The 22549-nt window shown below is 63.9% G+C and carries 20 protein-coding genes and 1 pseudogene; 14 read left to right on the top strand and 7 right to left on the bottom strand.

Going from position 1 to position 22549, the window contains the following annotated elements:
- Positions 1 to 5 precede the first annotated feature (5 nt).
- The 3 genes from JJ959_RS08785 to gor all read left to right on the top strand — a co-directional run bounded on the left by JJ959_RS08785 (position 6) and on the right by gor (position 3938).
- Positions 6 to 788, top strand: a complete 783-nt coding sequence (locus JJ959_RS08785; protein ID WP_292882245.1) for an aspartate/glutamate racemase family protein — start codon at positions 6 to 8, stop codon at positions 786 to 788.
- 144 nt (positions 789 to 932) lie between these two features.
- A complete protein-coding gene (locus tag JJ959_RS08780) occupies positions 933 to 2405 on the top strand; it encodes an NAD-dependent succinate-semialdehyde dehydrogenase (RefSeq protein WP_292882242.1) in 1473 nt (490 codons plus the stop codon).
- Positions 2406 to 2555: 150 nt separating this feature from the next.
- Entirely contained in the window at positions 2556 to 3938 is a 1383-nt protein-coding gene (gene gor, locus JJ959_RS08775; protein WP_292882240.1) for a glutathione-disulfide reductase, read from the top strand.
- A gap of 8 nt (positions 3939 to 3946) precedes the next feature.
- Here the strand turns inward: gor and JJ959_RS08770 are convergent, their stop codons facing one another.
- Positions 3947 to 4795 carry a c-type cytochrome gene (locus JJ959_RS08770; protein WP_292882238.1) on the bottom strand — a complete coding sequence of 283 codons (849 nt, stop codon included), beginning with the start codon at positions 4793 to 4795 and terminating at the stop codon, positions 3947 to 3949.
- Between the two features lie 212 nt (positions 4796 to 5007).
- On the opposite strand from JJ959_RS08770, the gene JJ959_RS08765 reads away from it, so the two are divergent.
- The 4 genes from JJ959_RS08765 to JJ959_RS08750 all read left to right on the top strand — a co-directional run bounded on the left by JJ959_RS08765 (position 5008) and on the right by JJ959_RS08750 (position 8928).
- Positions 5008 to 6399, top strand: a complete 1392-nt coding sequence (locus tag JJ959_RS08765; RefSeq protein WP_292882236.1) for a class II 3-deoxy-7-phosphoheptulonate synthase — start codon at positions 5008 to 5010, stop codon at positions 6397 to 6399.
- Positions 6400 to 6426: 27 nt separating this feature from the next.
- On the top strand, positions 6427 to 7626 hold the full coding sequence (locus tag JJ959_RS08760; protein ID WP_292882235.1) for a nicotinate phosphoribosyltransferase: 1200 nt from the start codon (positions 6427 to 6429) through the stop codon (positions 7624 to 7626).
- Entirely contained in the window at positions 7616 to 8338 is a 723-nt protein-coding gene (locus JJ959_RS08755; RefSeq protein ID WP_292882233.1) for a GMP synthase, read from the top strand. Before JJ959_RS08760 ends, JJ959_RS08755 begins: the two co-directional genes overlap by 11 nt.
- Before the next feature lie 170 nt (positions 8339 to 8508).
- Complete coding sequence (locus JJ959_RS08750) at positions 8509 to 8928, top strand: hypothetical protein (RefSeq protein WP_292882230.1); 420 nt, start codon at positions 8509 to 8511, stop codon at positions 8926 to 8928.
- Between the two features lie 54 nt (positions 8929 to 8982).
- Here JJ959_RS08750 and JJ959_RS08745 read toward each other — a convergent pair whose 3' ends face one another.
- The 4 genes from JJ959_RS08745 to JJ959_RS08730 form a co-directional block, all read right to left on the bottom strand.
- The gene (locus tag JJ959_RS08745; protein WP_292882227.1) at positions 8983 to 10572 is read right to left on the bottom strand and encodes an ABC transporter substrate-binding protein; all 1590 of its coding nucleotides are present in this window, start codon (positions 10570 to 10572) and stop codon (positions 8983 to 8985) included.
- Positions 10573 to 10645: 73 nt separating this feature from the next.
- Positions 10646 to 11554, bottom strand: a complete 909-nt coding sequence (locus tag JJ959_RS08740) for an ABC transporter permease (RefSeq protein WP_292882224.1) — start codon at positions 11552 to 11554, stop codon at positions 10646 to 10648.
- Entirely contained in the window at positions 11551 to 12492 is a 942-nt protein-coding gene (locus JJ959_RS08735; RefSeq protein WP_292882222.1) for an ABC transporter permease, read from the bottom strand. The genes JJ959_RS08740 and JJ959_RS08735 overlap by 4 nt, the downstream gene beginning before the upstream one ends.
- A 239-nt stretch (positions 12493 to 12731) precedes the next feature.
- Positions 12732 to 13019, bottom strand: a complete 288-nt coding sequence (locus JJ959_RS08730) for a DUF1330 domain-containing protein (RefSeq protein ID WP_292882219.1) — start codon at positions 13017 to 13019, stop codon at positions 12732 to 12734.
- A 125-nt stretch (positions 13020 to 13144) separates the two neighbouring features.
- Between JJ959_RS08730 and JJ959_RS08725 the strand changes: the two genes are divergently transcribed.
- The 4 genes from JJ959_RS08725 to cysS all read left to right on the top strand — a co-directional run bounded on the left by JJ959_RS08725 (position 13145) and on the right by cysS (position 18116).
- The gene (locus JJ959_RS08725; protein WP_292882217.1) at positions 13145 to 13468 is read left to right on the top strand and encodes a hypothetical protein; all 324 of its coding nucleotides are present in this window, start codon (positions 13145 to 13147) and stop codon (positions 13466 to 13468) included.
- Positions 13469 to 13527: 59 nt separating this feature from the next.
- Positions 13528 to 15222 carry an NAD+ synthase gene (locus JJ959_RS08720; RefSeq protein ID WP_292882215.1) on the top strand — a complete coding sequence of 565 codons (1695 nt, stop codon included), beginning with the start codon at positions 13528 to 13530 and terminating at the stop codon, positions 15220 to 15222.
- Positions 15219 to 16568 (top strand): glutamate--tRNA ligase, encoded by a 1350-nt coding sequence (gltX, locus tag JJ959_RS08715; protein ID WP_292882213.1) that lies wholly within the window; start codon positions 15219 to 15221, stop codon positions 16566 to 16568. Before JJ959_RS08720 ends, gltX begins: the two co-directional genes overlap by 4 nt.
- Positions 16569 to 16724: 156 nt before the next feature.
- Entirely contained in the window at positions 16725 to 18116 is a 1392-nt protein-coding gene (gene cysS, locus JJ959_RS08710) for a cysteine--tRNA ligase (RefSeq protein ID WP_292882210.1), read from the top strand.
- Here cysS and JJ959_RS08705 read toward each other — a convergent pair.
- Positions 18113 to 18742, bottom strand: a complete 630-nt coding sequence (locus tag JJ959_RS08705; protein ID WP_292882206.1) for a PAS domain-containing protein — start codon at positions 18740 to 18742, stop codon at positions 18113 to 18115. The genes cysS and JJ959_RS08705 overlap by 4 nt on opposite strands.
- 225 nt (positions 18743 to 18967) lie before the next feature.
- On the opposite strand from JJ959_RS08705, the gene cimA reads away from it, so the two are divergent.
- Together cimA and JJ959_RS08695 are read left to right on the top strand one after the other, a co-directional pair.
- The gene (gene cimA / locus JJ959_RS08700; protein ID WP_292882203.1) at positions 18968 to 20581 is read left to right on the top strand and encodes a citramalate synthase; all 1614 of its coding nucleotides are present in this window, start codon (positions 18968 to 18970) and stop codon (positions 20579 to 20581) included.
- A gap of 3 nt (positions 20582 to 20584) precedes the next feature.
- Positions 20585 to 21361: an RNA methyltransferase gene (locus JJ959_RS08695; RefSeq protein ID WP_292882200.1), complete on the top strand. Its 777-nt coding sequence runs from the start codon at positions 20585 to 20587 to the stop codon at positions 21359 to 21361.
- A gap of 4 nt (positions 21362 to 21365) precedes the next feature.
- Here JJ959_RS08695 and JJ959_RS08690 read toward each other — a convergent pair whose 3' ends face one another.
- Positions 21366 to 22091: a TerC family protein gene (locus tag JJ959_RS08690; protein WP_292882198.1), complete on the bottom strand. Its 726-nt coding sequence runs from the start codon at positions 22089 to 22091 to the stop codon at positions 21366 to 21368.
- Positions 22092 to 22344: 253 nt separating this feature from the next.
- Between JJ959_RS08690 and JJ959_RS08685 the strand changes: the two are divergent.
- A pseudogene (locus JJ959_RS08685) lies at positions 22345 to 22549 on the top strand (30S ribosomal protein S4); the annotation flags it as partial.

Here is a 22549-nt window from a genome sequence, read left to right as displayed (position 1 = left end):
GCAAAATGAGGGATCTTGAGATCGACGCGGACCTTCCCTGGCGCCATCGCCTCGGCCTGATCGTCCTCAAGACCGACGAGACCATCGAGCAGGATTTCCGGCGCTTCGCGGCCGACCCTTCGATCGCGCTTTACCACACGCGCATCGAGAGCGCGCCGAACGTGACGCCGGAGACGCTGCGCCAGATGGCGGCCCGGATCCCGGGCGCGGCGGCGCTGCTTCCGGACGACACGCCGCTTGCCGTGATCGGCTATGGCTGCACCTCGGCCTCGACCGTGTTGGGCGAGGTGCGGGTGGCCGAGCTTGTCCGCTCCGTGCATCCGAATGCCGCCGTCACCAACCCGCTTTCGGCATTGAAGGCAGCCGCGACGGCGCTTGGCGTCTCCCGGCTCGGCCTCGTCAGCCCCTATATCCGATCGGTAACTGATGCGCTCGAGGCCGAGATGCAGAAGAGCGGCATGCCGTTCGTCGCTGCGACCGTGTTCGGCCAGGAAGAGGAACGCGTCGTCGCCCGGATCGCGCTTGGCTCGATCCGGGAAGCGGCGGAGGAGCTCGCGCGCGACGGCGCCGTCGAGGCGATCTTCGCGTCCTGCACAAACCTGCGTGCCGCGAGCGTGATCCAGGAGATCGAACGCAGCACCGGAAAGCCGTTCCTCTGCAGCAACCAGGTTCTCGCCTGGCATATGATGCGGCTCGCCGGCATCACACGGCCGATCCCGGAACTTGGACGGCTCGGAAGCGTTCAACTGAGAGAACCGGAAGGCGCGGCGCACGAACACGTCGCCTGAGCTGGTGGGAAAACCCTGCCTTCCGATTGAAACTCACTGTCCGGCGGCACCTTCTCAAGCCAGGTGCCGGGGACTAGTATCCGCCAATTGCCGCCGTGACCGGGAGAGGGTCGCGGCCGGATGACAAATCTAGGGAGCACTCTCATGGATATCAGAAGCAAACTCGCGGATCCGTCGCTGTTCCGGGAGCAGTGCTATATCGACGGCGAATGGGTCGATGCCGACAAGGGCGGCAAGGTCGAGGTCACGGATCCGGCGACCGGCGAGCTGGTCGGCACCATTCCCGACATGGGCGCCGACGAGACCCGGCGCGCGATCGAGGCGGCGAACGCGGCCTGGCCGGCCTGGCGCAAGAAGACCGCCAAGGAGCGCTCCGCGATCCTGCGCAAATGGTTCGACCTGATGATGGCGAACCAGAAGGACCTCGCGATCATCATGACCGCCGAGCAGGGCAAGCCGGTGGCGGAAGCCATGGGCGAGATCGCCTACGGCGCCTCCTACATCGAGTATTACGCCGAGGAAGCCAAACGCATCACCGGCGACGTGATCCCGGCGATGGCGGCCGACAAGCGCATCGTCGTCATCAAACAGCCGGTCGGCGTCGTTGGATCGATCACGCCGTGGAACTTCCCGAACGCGATGATCACCCGCAAGGCGGCTCCGGCGCTCGCGGCGGGCTGCACCTTCGTCTCCAAGCCGGCCAAGATGACGCCGTTCTCGGCCATCGCCATCGCCGTGCTGGCGGAGCGCGCAGGCGTGCCGAAGGGCGTCTTCAACGTGGTCTGCGGCGCCAGCTCGTCCGCCATCGGCAACGAGCTGACCCACAGCCCGATCGTCCGCAAGATCACCTTCACCGGCTCGACCGAGGTCGGCAAGAAGCTGATCGCGCAGTCCGCCTCGACGGTGAAGAAGGTCTCGATGGAGCTCGGCGGCAACGCCCCGCTGATCATTTTCGACGATGCCAATATCGACGAAGCGGTGAAGGGCGCCATCGCCTCCAAGTACCGAAATGCCGGGCAGACCTGCGTCTGCGCCAACCGCATCTTTGTCCAGGACGGCATCTATGACGAGTTCGCCAAGCGCTTTGCCGCCGCTGCTTCCTCGATGAAGATGGGCAACGGCTTCGATGAGGGTGTGGTGCTCGGCCCGCTGGTCGAGGCCGCCGCGGTCGACAAGGTCGAGGAGCATGTGCAGGACGCCGTCGCCAAGGGCGCCAAGGTGGCCACGGGCGGCTCCCGAAGCAATATCGGCGCGCTGTTCTATGAGCCGACCGTGCTGACCAATGCCACCCGCGACATGGCGATCTTCCGCGAGGAGACCTTCGGCCCGGTCGCCCCGCTCTTCCGCTTCAAGACCGAGGAAGAGGTGATCGAGATGGCAAACGACACCGAGTTCGGTCTGGCCTCCTACTTCTATGCCCGCGATCTCGGCCGCGTCTGGCGCGTCGCCGAGGCGCTCGAATACGGCATGGTCGCGATCAACGAGGGCATCCTCTCCTCCGAGCTGGCGCCCTTCGGCGGCGTGAAGGAATCCGGCCTCGGCCGCGAGGGCTCGAAATATGGCATGGATGATTATCTCGAGATCAAATACATGCTGATGGGCGGCCTGAACGGCTGATCCCTAGCGCGATAAGCGGAAAAGGCGGCGTCATGCCGCCTTTTCTGTTTCGTGCCGACGCCGGTCCGTTGACTGACTTGTGAAGGACAGGCACGAATGGCGTACCTATCTAGAGTGCGCCAGATCCGAACAGAGCAAGGAACCGATCCCGTGTCCGATTACGATTTCGACCTCATCACCATTGGCGCCGGTTCCGGCGGCGTGCGCGCGAGCCGTCTCGCAGCCTCTTTCGGTGCGAAGGTCGCCGTCATCGAGGAAATGCGCGAGGGCGGAACATGCGTCTTGCGCGGCTGCGTCCCGAAGAAGCTCTTCGTTTACGGCTCCCATTTCGGCCATGACCTCGAGGACGGCGCCGGTTACGGCTGGTCGGCGGATAATGTTCGCCACGACTGGCCGAAGATGATCGCCGCCAAGGAAAAGGAACTCGACCGGCTGCACGGGATCTATGTGAACCTGCTGGAGAATGCCGGCGCGACCCGGATCCACGGCCGCGGCACCGTAGTGGACGCGCACACGGTCGCAGTCGGCGACAAGCGTTACACGGCGGAGAAGATCCTGATAGCCGTCGGCGGCTGGCCGAGCATTCCGGAGAGCGTCGAGGGCAAGGAGCATGTCATCACCTCGAACGAGGCGCTGGAGCTGCCGGAGCGTCCGGACCGCATCGTCATCGTCGGCTCCGGCTTCATCGCCGTCGAGTTCGCCGGGATCTTCAACTCGTTCGGGTCCGAGACCCATCTCGTCTACCGCGCCGACAAGGTGTTGCGCGGCTTCGACGAGGATGTGCGGAACACTCTGACCGAGGAACTGACCAAGAAGGGCATGCATCTCCATTCGGGCGTGCTGCCGGATCGGATCGAGAAGGTGGGCGATGCCTACAAAGTGCACATGAACGACGGTTCCGTGATCGAGGCGGATCAGGTCATGTACGCGACCGGACGGCATCCGAACACCAAGGGCCTCGGCCTCGCCGAAGCGGGCGTCGAGCTCGACCGCAACGGCGCGATCAAGGTGAACGAATGGTCCCAGACGTCGGTGCCGAGCATCTTCGCGGTCGGGGATGTGACCAACCGGATCAACCTGACGCCGGTCGCCATCGCCGAGGGCCATTGCTTCGCCGAGACCCAGTTCAACAACAATCCACGGCAGGCCGATCACAGCGACGTGCCGAGTGCCGTGTTCAGCCAGCCGCCTATCGGCACGGTCGGGCTGACGGAAGCCGAGGCCCGTGAGATCTACGGTGCGATCGACGTCTATGTCGCCGGCTTCCGGCCGATGAAATACACGCTGACGGATAATCCGGAGCGCGGCATGCAGAAGCTGATCGTGGACCGCGCCTCGGACCGGGTGGTCGGCGCGCACATGGTCGGGCTCGACGCCCCGGAGATCATCCAGGGCATCGGCATCGCCATCAAGGCGGGCGCGACCAAGGCGGAGTTCGACGCCACCATCGGTATCCATCCGACAGCGGCCGAGGAGTTCGTGACCATGCGCACCAAGCGCCCGGACCCGGAAGAGCGGCAGGCCGCCGAATAGGCAGCGCTTTATCCGCCGTTGGGTTTCGGCTTGAGCGTGCGGATGAAGGCGACGAGCGCGGCCATGTCCCTGTCGTTGATCGAGGCGTAGTAATGCACGCCCATCGGCGGGAAGAGCCGGGAGCCGTCGGGCCGGATACCGCTGCGGATCACCGTGGCGAGTTCCGCGTCGCTATACTCCGCCACGCGCCCGTCGGAATGCGGCGTGATATTGCTGGCGACGGAAATGCCCCACGGGCCCTCGAATTTCAGTCCACCGGCGCCGGTCTGGTTGTCGTAGTCGAAATGTCCGGCGACCATCGGCGTGTGGCATTCAAGGCAATGCCCGGCCGGTCCGGCGAGATAGGCCCCGTAGTCGAGAATGTTCTCCGGACGCGGCTCCGGGACCCCGGCTACGGGCGGGCCGTAGGCCGGTGGCAGCGGGATGCGGTATTCGGATTTCGGCACCGCGTTCGAGACCGCCGGGACCTGCATAACGTAGGTCGCGATCGCTTCGACGTCCCTGTCGGACAGATGGCGGTACATGGAGAACGGCATCGGCGGTCCGATCAGGCTGCCATCGGGTCGGACGCCGTCGCGGATTGCGCGGATCAGCTCCGTTTTGCTCCAGCTTCCGATCCCGGTTGCCTTGTCCGGCGTGATGTTGGGGGCGAATGCGGTGAATTCCGGCGTGTCGGCGATGATCGTCCCGGCGAACTCCTTGCCCTGCGCCGGTCCTTGCGGCGTCTGGGGCGTGTGGCAGTTGCCGCAGGCGACGATGCCGTTCACGAGATAGGCGCCGCGTTCCAGGAGCGTTTCGGCCGAGGAATGGCTGAATGTTGCCGCCAGAATGGCTGCGGCCAGAAGCAGGATCTGCATTTGAGGCGTTCCACCTTGGATTTTTTGTTTTTACTTGGTGCTCGACGATAAATGGACGCGTGTACGGCGTCCAATTGGATCTGTGCCAATAAAAGAGCTGTTTCGATGCATGGCGGAGATGCTGGTATTTGCGGAACTGCACTGTTACAAAACTCGTCCGCATTCGCCGGAAACGGCGGGAAGCGGTCGATTCGAACACTGGGAGAAGAGCGATGGCCGGCACCTGGAGCCCCGATAGCTGGCGCGGCAAACCGATCAAGCAGGTTCCTGCCTATCCGGACGCAGAGCGTCTGGCGGCGGTAGAGAAGGAACTCAGCGGGTATCCGACGCTCGTTTTTGCAGGCGAAGCGCAGCGCCTGAAGGCGTCGCTCGGCAAGGTCGCGCGCGGCGAGGCCTTCCTGCTGCAGGGCGGCGATTGCGCCGAGAGCTTTGCCGAATTCTCCCCGAACAATATCCGCGACACCTTCCGCGTCCTGCTCCAGATGGCGGTGGTGCTGACCTTCGGCGCCGCCATGCCGATCGTGAAGGTCGGCCGTCTCGCCGGTCAGTTCGCCAAGCCGCGGTCCTCCGATACGGAAACGATCGGCGGCGTCGAGCTGCCGAGTTATCGCGGCGACATGGTGAATGCGATCGAGTTCGACGAAGGCTCCCGCATTCCCGATCCGGACCGGCTGCTGAAGGTCTACAACCAGTCTGCCTCCACCCTGAACCTGCTGCGCGCCTTCGCGCAGGGCGGGTTCGCCAATCTCGAGCAGATCCATCGCTGGACCCTCGGCTTCGTCGAGAAGTCCCCGCAGGGCGAGCGTTTCGAGCACGTGGTGCAGCGCATCGACGAGGCGCTCGAATTCATGCGTGCCTGCGGCATCACGCCGGAGAACAACCAGCAGCTCCGCGAGACCGAGTTCTACACGAGCCACGAAGCCCTGCTGCTCGGTTACGAGCAGGCGATGACCCGCAAGGACACCATCACAGGCGAGGGCGGCTGGTACAGCACCTCGGCCCACATGCTTTGGGTCGGCGACCGCACGCGGCAGGCGGACGGCGCGCATATCGAGTATCTGCGCGGCATCCAGAACCCGATCGGCATGAAATGCGGGCCGAGCCTCGATACCGACGACATGCTGAGGCTGATCGACATCCTCAACCCGAAGAACGAAGCGGGGCGCCTGACCCTGATCGTGCGCGTCGGTGCGGGCGAGGTCGATAAGCATCTTCCGCGCTTCATCCGCGCCGTGCAGAAGGAAGGCAAGAACGTCGTCTGGTCCTGCGATCCGATGCACGGCAACACGATCAAGGCCTCCAGCGGCTACAAGACGCGCCCGTTCGACCGCATCCTCTCCGAGGTGCGGGAGTTCTTCGACGTGCACCAGGCCGAGGGAACCCATGCGGGCGGCGTGCATTTCGAGCTGACCGGCCAGGATGTCACCGAATGCATCGGCGGCGCCCAGGCGATCACTGACGAGGCGCTGGCGGACCGGTACCACACCCATTGCGACCCGCGTCTGAATGCCAGCCAGTCGCTGGAACTTGCTTTCCTGATCGCCGACATGATGAAGAAGCGCCGGGTGAGCAACGCGGCCGGCTCCATGGCGGCGGCGTCCTGAGCGGACTCTGACTTGGGGAGTGAGCCCATGGACGGCTCCGAGGGTATTGCGTCGCTGCGGCCCGATGAGACACCGCGCACGGTAAGTCATCCGGCGGAGAGCGATCTGCCGCGCTTCGTCGACAAGTACTTCCTGCGCACCAAGGACGTGGTCGCGAAGTTCGGCGATGTCGATGTGACCTACGCGGTCTTCATGCGCCGCCCGGTAACCTCCGCGCCGCGTCTTGCCATGCAATGGCTCGAGCGGATGGCGAAGGCTCGAAAGGTCGAGATCCGCGTGGACCTCCGGCAGAAGGAAGGCTCATGGGTCGGTGCCGGCGAGCCGATCATGTATGTCTCCGGCTCGCTCTATCACCTGATCGATCTCGAGACGCAGTTCCTGCAGAAGCTCGGTGCCTGCTGCGTCGCGGCCTACAATGCGTATGTGATGTGCGCGGAAATGCAGAAGACGGCCTTTCTCGCGATGGATGCCAGGCACTGTGCCGGCACCGAGATGGCCGAGATGATGGCCTATGGCGCCAGCGTCGGCTCCGCCAAGGCGCAGCGCAAGCTCGGCGCCGTCGGCTTCATCGGGAACGCCTCCGACGAGACCGCGCACTTCTTCAACCGGGACCGCGGCTACGGCACCATGCCGCACGCCCTGATCGGCTATGCCGGCTCGACGGTGCGCGCGGCGGAAATGTTTCACGAGGTCCATCCGGAAGAGAATCTGACGGTCCTCGTCGACTATTTCGGCCAGGAGATCACCGACGCGCTGGCGGTCTGCCGGCGTTTTCCGGAGCTCGCTGCCGAGGGACGGGTTGCGGTCCGGCTCGACACCCATGGCGGGCGCTATGTCGAGGGCATGGATATCGGCATGTCCTATGAGGTGCTGGACCGGAACGCCCCGCAGGCAATCCGTGGATACCGCTCCGACAAGGAGCTCAGCTACCTGATCGGCACGGGCGTTTCCGCAGCCGCGATCTGGCATATGCGAGAGCGGCTCGACCGGGCCGGGTTCAAGGCCGTCAAGATCGTCGCCTCCAGCGGGTTCTCGCCGGAGAAATGCCGGGTGATGGCGCTTGCCAACGCGCCGATTGATATTATCGGGACGGGCTCCTATCTCCCTGAGAAGTGGAGCGAGACCTACGCGACCGCGGATATCGTCAAGTACGGTGACGAGGAACGTGTTAAGGTCGGACGCGAGTTTCTGCTGGAAAAGACCCGAACAGATCATCGTGAAGCCTAAAGTCCTTATCGTCGTTCATCAGAAGACCTCTGTCCCGGGGCATGTCGGCGTGCTGCTCGAAGAGCGCGGTTATGCGCTCGACCGGCGGTGCCCCTGCATCGGCGACGATTTACCGGAGCATCTCGACGATCACGCCGGCGTGGTGGTGTTCGGCGGCCCGATGAGCGCGAACGACGATCATCTCGAGGGGATCCGGGCCGAGCTGGACTTCATGGACGTCGTGCTGCGCGAGGAGAAGCCGTTTTTCGGGATCTGTCTCGGCGGCCAGTTGCTTGCCCGCGCGCTCGGCGCGAGGGTCTATCTGCATGACGAGGGCCATGTCGAGGTCGGTTACACGAAGGTGTGCCCGACCGAGGAAGGCCGTCCGTACTTTACCCATTCCGAGCACTTCTACCAGTGGCACAAGGAAGGCTTCGACCTGCCGGACGGGGCGCAGTTGCTGGCGGAAGGCGAGCGTTTTCCGAACCAGGCCTATCTCTTCGGAGAGAACAAGCTCGGCATCCAGTTCCATCCCGAAATCACGCTGGAAATGATCCAGCGCTGGACGGGCGGTGCGGCACATCGCATGGAGCTGCCCGGCGCGCAGCCCAAGGAAGCGCATGTGAAGGGCTTCGAACTGTTCGGCGCGGCGATCGACCGCTGGGGCAGGGCGACGCTCGACTGGCTCGGCCTGCCGGGCACCGCGCCGGCGATGGCCGACGCGGCGGACTGATACCTGTTTGCGAATTTGTCTTGGAGCGGTTGTGCGGCCCGGCGCCTCTCTTAGGGCGGCTTGAAATTATCTTTTTCTCTGAATAGGTCATTGCGATGGGAAACCGAGGAAACCCAAGCCGTTCGGGGGCCGATTCCCCGGCTCCGTCGGATTTGTCCGATGATCAGCTCTTGGCCCGTCTGCTGGATCTGCAGCAGCGCACCCGGATGATGCTGGTCAAGTACCAGATCCGGCCCGGAACCTTCAGTGTAATGGCGCGAAGCGCGCGGCGCGCGATCTCGAACACCGGGGAGCTCGCGGAACTGTTCGAGCTGTTCATCAATCTTCAGGAATATGCCGCCGTCGCGAAGCAGCGCAAAGTGCTGGACGAGGCGTCGATGACCCAGGAGGGCGAGCAGTCGTCGAGCGGTGCCGCGGCCACAAACCGTCGGCGGGTCGGACCTGAGACGGGCGAGAAAAAGCCGGAACCAGAAGCCGCGGCCGCTCCGGCTCCCGTGCATGCCCCCGACGAGCGGAAGCGGGACGACCGGGGCGACGTCGCGATCGACGAAGATCTGTCGGCCGATTTCTTCAACAATCTCGACAAGTAGGCGAACGCTCGCGGGGCCAGAGATCGGCCCCGCGAGGAAAAGGTTTCAGGGCATTTACTTCAGCTCGAGGCTGAGCCCCTTGTAGAAACCGGCACCGTAGATGCCGTGGGCCTCGACCGGCTTCAGTCGCGGACCCGCCGCGACAAACATCGGCTCATGCACGATCGGGATCCAGACCGCGGCGTCGTGCACCTGCTTCTGGACCTTCGCATAGGCTGCCGCACGATCGGCGTCGGTCAGGGCGCCGCGGCCCTCTTTCAGCCATTCGTCCGTCTGCGCGTTGTCCCAGTTCATCCGGTTCGGCGTCGGCATGTTGCCCGACGGGAAGTAGAGGTTGAGGGCGTCACCCGCGGAGACGTACGGGTAGCTCATGGTGTAGAGGTCGAAATCCTGTGTCTTCAGCTTGCCCCAGATCACGGTCGCGTCGAAGACCTCGACCTTGAGGTCGATGCCGACCTTCCGCAGGTCGCCCTGCAGGGCTTCCATCACCTGACGCCAGATGTTGGAGAAGCTGTAGGCCACCAGTTCGAGCTTCTTGCCGTCCTTGTGGCGGAAGCCGTCGTCGCCCATTTTCCAGCCGTCGGCATCGAGGATCGCGGCGGCCTTCACCGGGTCATAACCAAACAGGCTTTCGTCGATCACGTCCGCGGCGTAATCCAGCGTGCCCGAATGGGTGTAGGCGTAGGCCGGAGCCGCCTTGCCGAAGAACGGACCCTCGGCCATCGCCTTCTGGTCGACCGCGAGGTTGATCGCCTTGCGCACTTCGAGATCGTTCACGATGTCGCGGGTGATCTTGAAGCCGACATAATAGGTCCAGAAATAGAACGGCGGCGAGGTGACCGAGATCTGCGGGTTGGCCTGCAGCTGGTCGATCGCCCAGTAGGGCAGGTACTGGGTCGCGTCACCCTGACCTGTCTGGATGCCGGCGACCCGGTTGTTGTCTTCCGGAACGATCTTCCAGATCACCTTGTCGACCTTGGCCGGGCCTACATTGGCGTAGAAGTCGGGGCCCCAGTTGTAGCCTTCATGCTTCTTCAAAACGAGCTCGTTGCGCGGCTCCCAGCTTTCGAAGCAGTAGGGACCTGAGCCGTCGAAGCCCTTCACGCCGAAATCGTCGCCCAGCTTCTCGACATCCTCGACGTTGAGGATGGTGTGGAAATGCTGCGTCATTTGATAGAGCAGCTCGGAATAGGGCTGCGTCAGCTCATACTCGACCGTGTAGTCGTCGACCGCGCGGACTTCCTTGACGTCGCCCATGCGGTTCTTCACCACGCCTTTCGGATGGGCGATCCATCGGTCGATGGTGGCCTTGACGTCCTTTGCCGTCAGCTTCTTGCCGCTGCAGAACGTGACGTCGTCGCGCAGCTTGAAGGTGTAGAGCTTGCCGTCGTCGGATACGGTCCAGGATTTGGCGAGCAGCGGCCGGATGGTCTTCATGTCCGGGGCAAGCGAAACCAGCGTGTCGCCCATCATGAACATGACCTCGGCTGTCGCGCGCGAGGTGGAGGTATGGGGATCGTACCGGTCCGTGTCGATGGTCCGGAGCACGCTGACCGATGTCTCCGCGACGGCGGGCGCCGCCAGCGGCAGGGCCGCGGTGAGGGCAATTGCCCCCGCCCGCAGCAACAACTTGCTGAGTTCCATGTGTAAGCCTCCTTTTTTATTCGGAGTGCCGGGCGGCACTCCTTTCCGGCCCAGGACGGACCCGGGCGCGTTCCTACTGGCGCAGCCGCGGGTCCAGAACGTCCCGCAAGGCATCGCCCAAAACGTTGAAACACAGCACGATCAGGAAGATCACCAGGCTCGGGATCGTCGAGACGTGCGGTGCGAAGAAGAGAAAGTTCCGGCCTTCCGAGGCCATGGTTCCGAGTTCGGCCGTCGGCGGCTGGGCACCGAGGCCGATGAAGCTGAGCGCCGCGCCGAGCAGGATCGTCTGGCCGAGCTGGAGCGTCAGGTAGACGAAGATCGTCGAGGCGCTGTTCGGCAGCAGATGCAGCCAGATGATGCGCGCGTCGCTCATGCCGACGGCGCGGCTCGCGGTGATGTATTCCATCTGCATCTGCACGACGGCAGCGCCGCGCGTGATCCGGGCGATCGTCGGAATGGCCGAAACCGTGAGGGCGATGGTGATCGAGAAAATGCCGGCACCAAGAACGGCGGCGATGGCGAGACCGAAGAGGATCGAGGGGAAGGAGAGCAGGATGTCGACAATGCGCATCACCGGCCCCTCGAGCCATTTGTAGTAGGCCGCCATCAGCCCCATGAAAGATCCGATGATCCCTCCGGCCAGAACCGCCATCACACCCATCATCAGAGTGGTTCGGGTGCCGTAGAGCAGGCGGCTGACGATGTCCCGCCCGAGGCCGTCGGTGCCGAGCAGATGCTCCGGCAGAGCGGCGTCGGCCCAGGCCGGAGGTTTCAGCATGTTGCGCAGATTGTTGTCGTAGGGGTCGTGCGGTGCGATCAGCGGCGCCGCCAGCGCGAGCGTGACGATGATGGTGAGGATCACGAAGGAGACCACCGCTCCCTTGTCCCGCATCAATTTCTTTAGGGCGGTCCGCCGCGCGGTCACGGCGGTGGCCGGCGCCTCGTCGACCGGGTTCATGGAAACGTGAATCTCGGTCATGACACCCTCAGGCGCGGGTCGAGCACGGCATAGAGCAGGTCGACGATGATATTGACGATGATGAAGGAAAGCGCGAGCACCAGGATCGCTCCCTGGCTGAGCGCGTAATCAGCAGAGACGATGGCGCCGACCGCAAGCCGTCCGACCCCGGGCCAGGCGAACATGGTTTCGGTCACCACGGCACCGCCGAGCAGGAAGCCGATCTGCAGGCCGATCAGCGTCACCACCGGGATCAGCGAATTGCGCAGCGCATGCTTCAGCACGATGACCCGTTCCGAGACGCCCTTGGCACGGGCGGTGCGGACGAAGTCGCTGCTCAGCACCTCAAGCAGCGAGGTCCGCGTCATGCGCGCGACAGGCCCGACGAAGACGCCGCCGAGCGTGATCGCCGGCAGGATGATGTGGCGGAGGCCCTCGATCGTCCAGAGCGGTCCGGCGCGGCCCTGGAAGGGCAGGATCTGCCACTTGAAGCCGACATACTGGATCAGCATCAGGCCGAACCAGAAGATCGGCATCGAGACGCCGGCGACCGAGGCGGCCATGATGATGCGGTCAGAGGCCTTTCCGCGCCGGACGGCGGCCAGGGTGCCGAAAAGAATACCGAGCGGTATCGCCCAGATCAGGCTGGCGCACATCAGTTCGATCGTCGGGCCGATCGTGTTTGCCAGCTCATCGACGACCGAGCTGTTGGAGATGAGGGAGCGTCCGAGATCGCCCTGCAGAACGCGGCCGAGATAGATCCCGAACTGGACGATGACGGGCTCGTTTAGCCCCATCGACTCCCGGATTGCCTCGATGTCGGCAGCGCTCGCGGTCGGTCCTGCAAGGACGGTTGCGGGGTCGGTGGGAACGATCTGCATCAGCATGAAGCCGATGAAGAGCACCCCGAGCAATACGGGGATGGAAACGAGCAGTCGTTTGATAGCGTGTCTGAGCATGGCGTCGCGATCTGAGGTCGCAGGAAGGAGCACGTTGCAACGCAACACATGTGCCACCCGATGCGTCGGGGAGAGGGATCCGCGGGACTATGCGGATTATCGGGCAAGACACGCTGTGCAGCGCGTAGGAGACAGGTCAGTCAGGTTTCCGGCTATGCCGAAAAAATAGGCGGGTGAAAGATTGTGGCGCACAAAAATGCGTCAGGAAAGCTTCCTGTGCGCCGGCGATCAGTGCGAGGTCAGACGCCTTCGACCAGAACGACATTTCCTTTAGACGCGGCCTGTCGCATGGCTTTGGGCTTTTCGTAGTCCGAAGAATGGTACCATTCCCGCGCTTTGTCGAAGCTTTCGAAATGGAGCACGACTGTGCGCGGGTTGTTGCTGCCTTCGAGCTGTTCCTGTTTACCGCCGCGAACCAGATACTCGCCGCCGAACTTGGCGATCGTGGCGGGGACCAGCTTGCGGTATTCCTCGAACGCGGTGGGATCGGAGACGTCGATCTGCGCGATGATGTATCCTGCCGGCATGATTTCCTCCCATTCGTTTTGCCTCGTTGAAATCACTGTAGCCGCATCTCCCCGCCTGTTGCCAATCAAGGAGGTGAATGCTTCAGTTCCGCTTCCGCATCAGTCATTGGACGAGGGAGGCCGAGATGAGTGCTGGCGAAGGAGAGATCCTGCTTACGGTGTTTCTGAAGCATCAGAAGGACAAGAACCTTCAGGAAATCAATGCGAAGCTGGAAAAGGCCGAGTTCTGGAAGATGTTCCCGCCCGAGGGAATCGAGGTGGTGAACTGGTTCGTGATGATGGGCATCGGTCAGGTTGCGATCCTGAAAGTCCCCGGGCATCGGCTGCGCGAGGTCAATCTCGCGATCGAGAAGAGTGCCTGGGGCGCGTTCGATACGGAGTTCTACCCGACCTACGACTTCATGCCGGTGCTGAAGAGCATCAAGGCGCAGCACGGTATCGAAATGTGAGCCGCGCAGGCGCCGTTTTCGCTTTGTGAGCCTGCCCGCGCCGCGCTAAGAGAGGCTTCATGACCGACACTCTTACGATAGCGTTGGCCCAGTTGAACCCGACCGTCGGGGACTTCCAGGGCAATCTCGACCGCCTTCGCGAGGCCCGTGCGTTCGCTGCCGGCGAAGACGCCGATCTGTTGCTGACCAGCGAGCTCTATGTCTGCGGCTATCCGCCCGAAGATCTCATACTGAAACCGATGTTCATCGATAGCGTCCGTACGGCTGTCCTCGCTTTCGCCAAGGAGACGGCGGACGGAGGGCCGGCGGTGCTGCTCGGCGCGCCGTGGCGCGGTGAGGACGGGCGTGTTTACAACGCGATGCTGCTCATCGAGGACGGTGCGGTGACCGCCGAACGCTACAAGGTCGACTTGCCGAATTACGGCGTGTTCGACGAGAAGCGCGTTTTCGCGGCGGGCGAGATGCCAGGACCGATCGCCTTCAAGGGTGTCAGGATCGGCATTCCGATCTGCGAGGATATCTGGACCCCTGACGTGGTCGAGTGCGTGGCGGAGACCGGCGGCGAGATTCTTCTGGTGCCGAACGGGTCTCCCTTCGAACTCGGAAAGACGGACCAGCGCCAGCAGCTCGGCGTCGCCCGCGTGGTCGAGAGCGGCTTGCCGCTGGTCTATCTGAACCAGCTCGGCGGTCAGGACGAACTTGTTTTCGACGGTGCCTCCTTCGTGCTGAACGCCGATCGCTCTCTGGCCTGGCAGTTCCCGGCATGGCAGGAGAAGGTCGCGATCACGAACTGGACCAAGGGCGACGACGGCTGGGTTTGCGCGCCGGGAGAGACGGTACAGGTTGAGACCGGCGAAGCCTCGCTCTACCAGGCGCTGATCTGCGGTGTGCGCGATTACGTGAACAAGAACGGCTTCAAGGGCGTGCTGATCGGCATGTCGGGCGGCATCGATTCCGCGCTCAGCGCCGCCGTCGCGGTGGATGCCCTCGGACCGGACCGGGTCCATTGCGTGATGATGCCGTCTCCCTACACCAGCCGGGAAAGCCTGGAGGATGCCGCGGAGGCCTCTCGCCTGCTTGGCGTGAAGCTGGACGAGATCAATATCGGTCCGGCCATGGGCGCCTTCTCGGAGATGCTGGCGCCGTTCTTCGAAGGCACGAATAGCGACATCACCGAGGAAAACATCCAGTCGCGCTCGCGCGGTATGACCCTGATGGCGCTCTCCAACAAGTTCGGCTACATGGTGCTATCGACCGGCAACAAGTCTGAGATGTCCGTCGGCTACGCTACGCTCTACGGCGACATGTGCGGCGGCTACAATGTGCTGAAGGACGTCTACAAGATGTCCGTCTTCGCGCTCTGCCGCTGGCGCAACGAGAACAAGCCCGCCGGCGCGCTCGGGCCTAACGGGCCGGTAATGCCGGAGCGGATCATCACCAAACCGCCGTCGGCGGAACTGAGGCCCGACCAGAAGGACGAGGACTCGCTGCCGCCCTATCCGGTGCTGGACGCGATCCTGGAAGAGCTGATCGAGAACGAGACGCCGATCGCCGATATCGTCGCGATGGGCTACGAGCCGGAGACGGTGCTGAAGGTCTGGCGCCTGCTCGACAGGGCGGAGTACAAGCGCCGGCAGGCGCCTCCCGGCGTGAAGGTCACGCTGAAGGCCTTCGGCCGCGATCGCCGCTATCCGCTGACCAACGCATTTCTCGGCGCCTACTCGGCGTCGCCGTCCTCCAAGGCTGCAGAATGACCCAATCAAAAGATGTCGTCGTCCGGTTCGCACCAAGTCCGACCGGCCGGCTGCATGTCGGCAATACGCGGACCGCACTGGTCAACTGGCTCTTCGCCCGAAAGGCCGGCGGCACCTTTCTCCTGCGGATGGACGATACCGACGACGAGCGCTCGACCGAGGCCTTCGCCGAAGGGATCAAGGAGGATCTGACCTGGCTCGGCCTCGCCTGGGACCGGTTCGCGCGCCAGTCAGACCGGCTCGAACACTATGACGCGGCCGTCGAAAAGCTGAAGGCGGGGGGACGGCTCTATCCCTGTTACGAGACCCAGGACGAGCTCGGTCTGAAGCGCAAGGCGCAACTCTCGGCGGGCCGCCCGCCGGTCTACGACCGTGCGGCCCTGAAGCTGACGGACGCGGAAAAGGCAGAGAAGGAAGCCGCGGGGATCGCGCCGCACTGGCGCTTCCTCCTGCTGCACGAGGAGGAACGCTGGACCGATCTGGTGCGCGGCGAATCCCGCTACCACATGGCGAGCCTGAGCGATCCGGTGCTGCTGCGTGCGGACGGGAGGCCGATCTACACGCTTGCCTCGGTGGTCGACGATATCGAACTTGGCGTGACGCATATCCTGCGCGGCGAGGATCACCTCACCAATTCGGCGGCGCAGATCCAGCTCTTCAAGGCGCTCGGCGCGGAGCCGCCCGAGATGGGTCATCTCTCGCTGCTGACTGACGCCGAAGGGCAGGGGCTTTCGAAACGCCTCGGCTCGCTCAGCCTGGAACAACTCCGGGAGGACGGTCTGGAAGCCATGGCGATCAACACCCTGCTCGCCAAGCTCGGGACCTCCGACCCGGTCGAGCCGCGCCAGCGGATCGGCCAGCTGGTAGAGGAATTCGACATCTCCAAGTTCTCCCGCGCGACCCCGCGCTTCGATCCGGCGGAACTGGAAGCGCTGAACGCGAAGATCCTGCATGAAACCGATTATACCGTCGTGGCCGAGCGGCTTCTCGGGCTGGGCATCGGCGGCGGAGCGCCGTTCTGGATGGCCGTCCGCGGCAATCTCGAGAAGCTCGCGGACGCGAAGCTCTGGTGGCAGGTCTGCAGCGCGGAGATCGATCCGCTGATCGAGGATGCGGATTATGCGGCCGCCGCGGCAAGACACCTGCCTGAGACCCCTTGGGACAAGGATACATGGAGCTCCTGGGCCGATGCCGTGAAGGCGGAGACCGGACGCAAGGGCAAGCAGCTCTTCATGCCCCTGCGCGAGGCGGTGACAGGGCAAAGCCGTGGACCGGACATGGCCGACCTGCTACCTTTGATCCCGCGTGAGAAAGTGCTCGCGCGGCTTCAGGGCCATCGCGCCTAAGGAAAAAGAGACAAGATGTTTTCGCGCAAGCTGCAGGACGTGATCTCTGTTCCGGCCTTCCTCGCCGGGGATCTCTGTCGCGCCTAGGCGATCCGGGCCGCGCTGACGGCTCACCCCGAACATTTCTCTATTCCACGCGAACCGAAAGTCTGCGCGATGTCCGCCACGACCCTGAAATTCCAGAACACGCTTACCCGCGAGAAGGAAGTCTTCTCGCCGATCGATCCGTCGAATGTCCGCATGTATGCGTGCGGGCCGACCGTCTACGACTACGCCCATATCGGCAATGCCCGCCCGGTGGTCGCCTTCGACGTGCTCTTCCGGCTGTTGCGTCTGGTCTATGGAGCGGATCACGTGACCTATGTCCGCAACATCACGGACATCGACGACAAGATCAACGCGCGGGCGAAAGAGAGCGGGATTACCATCCGCGAGCTGACGGACGGCACGGCCGAGATCTACCGCGCCGACATGGCGGCGCTCGGCGCCCTCCCGCCTTCGGAGGAGCCCCGCGCGACCGAGCATGTCGCGGGCATGATCGCCATGATCGAGAGCCTGATCGAGAAGGGCCACGCCTATGAGGCGGAGGGCCATGTGCTGTTCAGCGTCCCCTCCATGCCGAACTACGGCGGTCTCTCGCGGCGCAACCGGGACGAGCTGGTCGCCGGCGCCCGTGTCGAGGTCGCGCCCTACAAGCGCGATCCGGCCGATTTCGTGCTCTGGAAGCCGTCGGATGCCGAGACGCCGGGATGGGAAAGTCCCTGGGGCTTCGGCCGTCCGGGCTGGCATATCGAATGCTCGGCGATGAGCGCGCGTTATCTCGGCGAGGAGTTCGACATCCATGCCGGCGGGCTGGACCTGATCTTCCCGCACCATGAGAACGAGATCGCCCAGAGCTGCTGCGCCCATGGCACCGAGCGCATGGCGCGGACCTGGCTGCATAACGGCTTCGTCACGGTCGAGGGCGAGAAGATGTCGAAGTCGCTCGGCAACTTCTACACCGTCCACGATCTGCTGAAGGAATGGCAGGGCGAGACCATCCGCTTTCACCTGCTCTCCACTCATTACCGGGCGCCGCTCGATTTCTCCAAGGACGGGTTGAAGGAAGCCAAGGCCGCGCTCGACCGCTTCTATCTGGTCCTGCGCGACGCGGGCGACGATCTGCCGGATGCGAAACCGGATGCCGAACTCGTCGCGGCGCTGGCCGACGATCTCAACACGCCGCTCGCGATCGCGCGGCTGCATGCGCTGGCGACCGAGGCGAACAAGGCGACGGATCCGAAGAAGAAAGCCGCGCTGCAGGCCAGCATGAAGGCGTCGGGCGCTCTGATGGGGCTCTTCGGCAGCGATCCGGAAGCCTGGTTCAAATGGACCCCGGGCGGAGAAGGCGGCCTTGAAGATGCGGAGATCGACGATCTGGTCGAGCGGCGTCTGGCCGCGCGCAAGGCGAAGGACTTCGCCGAGGCGGACCGTATCCGCGACGAGCTCGCCGCGGCAGGGATCGTGCTGGAGGACGGGGCCGGCGGAACGGCCTGGCGCCGGGCCTAGGAGGCGGGACCGCTATAGGCGCTGTTGAACGGGATCTCCGTCGGCACCATGCTGACCAGGAGCCGCCTGACGGTCTTGTTGTCATCCACCAGTGGCAGGATCAGCCGCGACCAGCGGTCCCAGCGCTCGATGATGTCGGGCTCTTTCCGGCGGCGCAGGTCATGCTCTGTATAGACCGTGATGTTGTTCCGGGCTGCCGCCTGATATTGCGGCCGCACGTTGCGGGTCGATTCCGTGTTGAGCTGGGTGCTTGTCCGGCCGGTCAGATCGGATCCATAGGTGTCGACGACCTGTGAGCCGTAGAGACGGTAGCGATAGGCCTCGTAATTGTCCGTCGGCTCGAGAACGACGATGGAGCCGAGCGCCGGCTTCACGTCGATCGGATCGAATTCTGTGAAAAGGACGCCGTCGAACTCGTTCCTGTATTTCTGATTGAACCAGTCGATCAGGCAGCGGTGCTGCATGTGAATGAACCGGTTGCTGTCGAGTTCCGAGTTCCGGAAGCCGCAAATCGCGTAGTTCCGCAGACTGTACTGGCTGGGGTCCGGTACGAGATTCCGGATCGCCGGATCGCTCTCCGGGACGGACGCGTAGATAAAATGGCTCGGTTCAGTCGCAGGGCTCATCGGGTCTTTGGCAAAGCACAGTCATTTCGGCGGAATTGCGGCGGAAAACTATATTAAAACCAACCCAGGGTGAAATCAGGTATTTGCAATGCTGGTGTCAGAGTTTCGGGGGGCGGCCCGAGTTCGTGCCGCCAGACGCCGCCTCAGTCCTGACGACACCCTATTGCCTTTGTCTCTTGCGCCCGCGCGGTGCTAAAACACGGCCTCGCAATGAAGGAACGGGCAATGACGGATAACCGCGTCTATCTATTCGATACCACACTCCGCGACGGTCAGCAGACCCGCGGCGTCGATTTCACGCCGGCGGACAAGATCGCCATCGCGCGCGCGCTCGACGAGATCGGGATCGATTACGTGGAAGGCGGCTGGCCCGGGGCGAACCCGACGGACGACCGCTTCTTTTCGGAGCCGCCGAGGCTCAAGCGCGCCAAACTGGTCGCCTTCGGCATGACGCGCCGGCCCGGACGCAGCGCCGAGAACGATCCGGGACTGGCCGGTGTCCTCGATTCCAAAGCAACGGCGACTTGCCTTGTCGGCAAGACCTGGGACTTCCATGTCGATGTCGCGCTGGAGATCGACCGCGACGAGAACATCCAGATGATCCGCGACAGCATGAAGCTCTCTGCCAAGCGCGGGTTCGAGCCGATGTTCGATTGCGAGCATTTCTTCGACGGCTACAAGGCGAACCCTGACTATGCGCTGGCCTGTGCCAGGGCAGCCTATGAGTCCGGCGCGCGCTGGGTCGTGCTCTGCGACACCAACGGAGGAACCCTGCCACACGAGGTCGAGCAGATCGTCGGCGAGGTCGTAAAGGTGGTGCCGGGCGATCATGTCGGCATCCACACTCATAACGACACGGAGAACGCGGTCGCCAACACGCTGGCCGCCGTCCGCGCGGGTGCGCGCCAGGTCCAGGGCACGATCAACGGGCTCGGCGAGCGCTGCGGTAATGCGAACATCGTCACCCTGACCGCGATCCTCGGCCTCAAGATGGGCTACGGGACCGGCGTCGACGAGAAGGGCATGAAGCAGCTGAAGAAGCTCTCGCGCATGCTGGACGACCGCCTCAACCGGGCGCCGAACCCGCATGCGGCCTTTGTCGGCGACGCGGCCTTCGCCCACAAGGGCGGGCTGCATGTCTCGGCGGTGCAGAAGGATCCGAAGACCTACGAGCATGTCGACCCGGAGCTCGTCGGCAACCAGCGCCACATTCTGGTGTCCGACCAGGCCGGCCGGTCCAACATCCTCGCCCGTTTCGCCGAGATCGGCGTTGAGATCGACCCGAAGCATCCGAAGATCCAGCGCCTCGTCGACGACGTGAAGGAGAAGGAATTCCTCGGTTATTCCTACGATACCGCCGAGGCGAGTTTCGAACTGCTCGCCCGCCGGACCATCGATTCCGTACCGGATTACTTCTCTATCGAGCGCTTCCGCGTGATGGACGAGCGCCGCTTCAACGCGCGCGGACAGTTCGTCATCGAGTCCGAGGCGACCGCCACCGTCGTGGTGGCGGGGCAGCGGCTGCACGAGGTCGCGGTCGGCAACGGTCCGGTCAACGCGCTCGACCTCGCGATCCGCAAGGCGCTCAGCACCGCCTATCCGAACATCGACGGGGTCAAGCTGATGGACTACAAGGTCCGCATCCTGCCGCCGCCGCCGAACAGCGACGGCACCGACGCGGTGACGCGGGTGATGATTGAAAGCGCGGGGCCGGACGGGAGCATGTGGCGTACGGTCGGGGTCTCGGCCAACATCATCGACGCCTCGATCATGGCGCTCTCCGACAGCCTGACCTATTGCCTGCTGAAGGCGGGCACCAAAGCGAAGGTCGACGCCTGAGCCATGGCGGGAACGGACAAAAGCAAGGCCGCCGCGCAGCCCGGCGGGGCGGCGCCCGTCGTCATTCTGGTGCGTCCGCAACTCGGCGAGAATATCGGCGCCTGCGCGCGCGCCATGCTGAACTGTGCGCTCGGCGAGATGCGGCTGGTCGCCCCGCGCGATGGCTGGCCCAATCCGGCGGCCGAAGCGATGGCCTCCGGCGCCGTGTCGGTGCTCGAGAACGCCAAGGTCTACGAGACGACGCAGGACGCGATCGCCGATCTCAGCCTCGTGCTCGCCACGACGGCGCGTAGCCGGGATCAGGTGAAGGACGCCTATGTCCCGCGTGAGGCGGCGTCGGTCATGAAGGCGCATCTCGCCGCAGGACATCGCGGCGGGATCCTCTTTGGTCCGGAGCGGGCGGGCCTAGAGAATGACGAGGTCGCGCTCGCCGATGCCATCGTTCATGTGCCGTTGAATCCCGCCTTTGCCTCGCTCAACCTCGCGCAGGCGGTGCTGCTTCTGGGCTACGAATGGTATCAGGCGGGCGATGCCACGCCGGAGCAGAGCCTGAGCGGGAGCGGCGAGCCGGCCAGCGTCAAGGACCGCGAGTATTTCCTCTCCCGCCTGGAACGCGAGCTTCAGGACGGCGGTTTCCTCTATCCGGAGCATCTTGCGCCGACGATCAAGCGCAACCTGCGCAATTTCTTCAATCGTGCCCGGATGACCGACCAGGACGTGCGCACGCTCCACGGCGTGGTGAGTGCGCTTCTCGACAAGGACGGCCGCAGCGACGGTTGAGCGCCTAGGCCGCCTCCCGTGCCTTCCTCTTCCGGTTGCTGGCCACCAGGTTCAGCACTTCGACTGCGGCGGAGAAGAACACGGCGAAATAGATGTAGCCGCGCGGGATGTGGAAATGCAGCCCGTCGGCCACCAGCGCGACGCCGACCAGCATCAGGAAGCTGAGCGCCAGCATCTTCGTCGTCGGGTGTTTGCCGATGAAGCTCGCGATCGGTCCGGCGGCCGCGATCATCACGATCATCGCAATCACCACGGCGGCGACCATGACGCCGAGATCCTGCACCATGCCGACCGCGGTGATCACGCTGTCGATCGAGAAGACGAGGTCGAGCACGATGATCTGTCCGATGACGGCGGCGAAGGTGGCGCCTGTCTTCGCCTTTGTGCCTTCATGCTCGCCCTCGACCGAATTGTGGATCTCGTGCGTGCCTTTGTAGAGCAGGAAGAGCCCGCCCAGCAGCAGGATCAGGTCGCGCCAGGAGAGGGTGTAGCCGAAGATCTCCGCCAGCGGTGCGGTCAGTCCGACGATCCAGGCGAGGGCGGAGAGCATCAGCAGGCGCAGGATCAGCGCCAGCCCGAGGCCGACCCGGCGGGCCATGGCCCGCTTCTCCTCCGGCAGGCTCTCGGCGACGATCGAGACGAAAATGATGTTGTCGATCCCGAGAATGATCTCGAGAGCGGTCAGCGTGGCGAGGCTCGCCCAGAGTGTCGGGTCCAGGATCCAGTCCATCTGCGATGCTCCTCGCTTGCCGGTGTGTGTCGATGAAGCTTATAACGGTCCGTGTTTTATCCGGTCCCAGGGTAATTTGCACCGCTCGGCCGGAAAGCCGCTGCACGGCTTGACTTCATGTCTTCGATCCGTATAGTGCGCGCCTCAATTCCCGAGAACGCGGGGCAGGCGGATCAGCCTCCTGTCCCCGGCCAGGGCCGCAAGGCCGGACGCCCTATCGGGACAAATGCAAAGAACTCGAAGGAGATGAGTTATGGGCAAGCGCCTTAGCTCCAAACATAAAATTGACCGGCGCCTTGGCGTCAACCTCTGGGGCCGTGCGAAGTCCCCGTTCAACGATCGTGAATATGGCCCGGGCCAGCACGGTCAGCGCCGCCGCAAGCCGTCCGACTACGGCATTCAGCTCATGGCGAAGCAGAAGCTGAAGGGCTATTACGGCAATATCGGCGAGAAGCAGT

This window comes from Nisaea sp., assembly GCF_017640745.1.
In the GTDB taxonomy this organism is placed as follows: Bacteria; Pseudomonadota; Alphaproteobacteria; order Thalassobaculales; family Thalassobaculaceae; genus Nisaea.
Note: the sequence above shows the minus strand (reverse complement) of the source record. Positions and strands in the feature narration are given on the sequence as shown.